The following is a 3,369-nucleotide window of genomic DNA, read 5'->3' as shown; positions in this document are numbered from 1 at the left end:
ACATCGGGGGCTTGTCGATAAGACGGCGGCTACCTACTCTCCCACATGGTTTCGCAGTACCATCGGCGCAATTGGGCTTAACTTCTCTGTTCGGAATGGGAAGAGGTGGATCCCCAACGCTATAACCACCTTAATAAGTTCACAGCCCGTCTCGGCTGCACTGTTTCATTAAACATGATGTAAAAAGTAAAACAAAAAGACTTACAGTCCGCCTTTTTCGATCCGCTAAAAAGATTTATCAAACCCTCCCTTTTCCGGCTCTTTGTAAGAAAGTTTTCGGGTTATTAGTACTGCTCGGCTTTGACGTTACCGCCTTTACACCTGCAGCCTATCAAGGTCGTCGTCTGCAACCACCCTTATATAGAGATCTAATCTTGAGGTAGGCTTCGTGCTTAGATGCTTTCAGCACTTATCCCTGCCCAGACTTAGCTACCCGGCGGTGCCCCTGGCGGAACAACCGGTAAACCAGCGGTCTGTCCAACACGGTCCTCTCGTACTAGTGTCGGAGCCTCGCAAATCTCTTGCGCCCACGATAGATAGAGACCGAACTGTCTCACGACGTTCTGAACCCAGCTCGCGTGCCACTTTAATGGGCGAACAGCCCAACCCTTGGGACCTTCTCCAGCCCCAGGATGTGACGAGCCGACATCGAGGTGCCAAACCATTCCGTCGATATGAGCTCTTGGGAATGATCAGCCTGTTATCCCCGGAGTACCTTTTATCCTTTGAGCGATGGCCCTTCCATGCGGAACCACCGGATCACTATGCTCTAGTTTCCTACCTGATCGACTTGTTTGTCTCCCAGTCAAGCGCGCTTATGCCATTATACTCTTACGGACGGTTACCAATCGTCCCGAGCGCACCTTTAGAAGCCTCCGTTACTCTTTTGGAGGCGACCACCCCAGTCAAACTACCCACCATACAGTGTCCTCCGTCTTTCGGAGTTAGAATTCAAACACCCGAAGGGCCGTATTTCAACGTCGGCTCCACGATTACTGGCGTAACCGCTTCACAGCCTCCGGCCTATCCTACACATCAAATGCCCAAACTCAATGTAAAGCTATAGTAAAGGTTCACGGGGTCTTTTCGTCCCATCGCGGGTAATCGGCATCTTCACCGATACTACAATTTCACCGAGCTCACGGTTGAGACAGTATTCAGATCGTTACACCATTCGTGCAGGTCGGAACTTACCCGACAAGGAATTTCGCTACCTTAGGACCGTTATAGTTACGGCCGCCGTTTACCGGGGCTTCAATTCAATGCTTCTCCCGACAAGTCGAGATGACATCTCCTCTTAACCTTCCGGCACCGGGCAGGTGTCAGGCTATATACCGCTTCTTTCGAATTCGCATAGCCATGTGTTTTTGTTAAACAGTCGCCTGAATCTATTCTCTGCGGCCCCGCCATCGGCGGGGCGTCCTTTATCCCGAAGTTACAGGACTATTTTGCCTAGTTCCTTAACCGTGATTCACTCGAGCGCCTTAGTATTCTCAACCCAACTACCTGTGTCGGTTTACGGTACGGGTGCGATAATAATTATCGTGTAGCGGCTTTTCTCGGCAGCCTGTTTACCCACTTTATTGACTCATCCGAAGACTTGCCATACTTTCAGGTTCGGCTCGGGGTGCGGATTTGCCTACACCCTTCAACGCCTACCCCCTTTAACCTACTATTCCGTCAGTAGGCAGTGGTGTCACTCCTGCGTCCCCGCTTAACTTATTATCACAGTAACGGAATATTAACCGTTTCTTCCATCGGAATCTCCTTAAAGGATGATCCTTAGGCCCCGACTAACCCTGATCCGATTAACGTTGATCAGGAATCCTGAGTCTTTCGGCGAGGGGGTTTCCCGCCCCCTTTATCGTTACTTATACCTACATTTGCTTTTCCTGACGCTCCAGCATATCTTACGATACGCCTTCACTGCCGACAGGAATGCTCCCCTACCACCCAATATATGGATCCATAGCTTCGGTAATATGCTTATGCCCGATTATTATCCACGCTTCGCCACTCGACTAGTGAGCTGTTACGCACTCTTTAAATGAATGGCTGCTTCCAAGCCAACATCCTAGCTGTTTCGGTAGCAAAACTTCGTTTAATGCAACTTAGCATATATTTCGGGACCTTAGCTGATGGTCTGAGTTGTTCCTCTTTCGGACACGGACCTTAGCACCCGCGCCCTCACTCCCGGGTATCACTTACACGCATTCGGAGTTTGTCTGGACTTGATAGGCGGCGAAGCCCTCGCATCCAATCAGTAGCTCTACCTCATGTAAGTTCGTAGCCCGAGGCTGCACCTAAATGCATTTCGGGGAGTACGAGCTATCTCCAAGTTTGATTAGCCTTTCACCCCTACCCTCAAGTCATTCGAAAACTTTTCAACGTTCACCGATTCGGCCCTCCAGTTGGTGTTACCCAACCTTCAGCCTGCTCAAGGGTAGATCACTTGGTTTCGCGTCTACTCCTGCTGACTTTCCGCCCTGTTCAGACTCGCTTTCGCTCCGGCTCCATCGCCTCTTGACGATTAACCTTGCCAACAAGAGTAACTCGTAGGTTCATTATGCAAAAGGCACGCCGTCACTCCGACGAATCGGAGCTCCGACCGCTTGCAAGCACATGGTTTCAGGGTCTATTTCACTCCTCTGTTCGAGGTTCTTTTCACCTTTCCCTCACGGTACTGGTCCACTATCGGTCTCTGGGGAGTATTTAGCCTTGGCGGATGGTCCCGCCTGCTTCACACAGGATTTCTCGTGTCCCGCGCTACTCAGGATACTGATCGGCTTCCGCTTCGATTCGTGTACGGGATTGTCACCCTCTTCGATCGATTTTTCCAAATCGTTCCACTTCTTAGCTTTCTTGCCTTTGTTTCAGTCCTTCAACCCCGCCGTTGCCGAAACATCGACGGTTTGGGCTTCTCCGCGTTCGCTCGCCACTACTTGCGGAATCACTTTTGTTTTCTTCTCCTATGGGTACTTAGATGTTTCAGTTCCCCACGTTTGCCTCCCGCTTCGCGGGATGTTATGATCTTCTCATAACGGGTTGCCCCATTCGGATACCTGCGGATCGTTTCGTATTTGCCAATCCCCGCAGCTTTTCGCAGCTTATCACGTCCTTCTTCGCCTCCCAGAGCCTAGGCATCCTCCATGTGCCCTTATTCACTTTCTTTCGCCGTCCGGATTCTACACTTGCGTGTAGCCGGGCTTGATAAATACTAGCGTTTCTACTTTTACTTTCTTGCTCTTTGTTTTACTTTTTTTACTACATCATGTCAAAGATCTTTTTCCTTCCGTTCTTCCTGCACGATACTTCCTGCAGTACGTCCTTCCGGCTTGTCGTCTGATACGGATTCGAACCGTTTCTTTT

2 rRNA genes are annotated in these 3,369 nt (G+C 50.2%); both read right to left on the bottom strand.

What is annotated here, in order from left to right:
• Window positions 1–20 precede the first annotated feature (20 nt).
• Window positions 21–133: ribosomal RNA gene (rrf, locus tag EJN84_RS12110) — 5S ribosomal RNA — on the bottom strand.
• A 131-nt stretch (window positions 134–264) separates the two neighbouring features.
• Window positions 265–3,171: ribosomal RNA gene (locus EJN84_RS12105) — 23S ribosomal RNA — on the bottom strand.
• Window positions 3,172–3,369 lie beyond the last annotated feature (198 nt).

Origin of the sequence: Seramator thermalis (genome assembly GCF_004138125.1) — a bacterium.
GTDB classification, from domain to species: Bacteria; Bacteroidota; Bacteroidia; order Bacteroidales; family Dysgonomonadaceae; genus Seramator; species Seramator thermalis.
The sequence above is the reverse complement of the archived record's forward strand: the minus strand, read 5'-3'. Positions and strand labels throughout refer to the sequence as shown.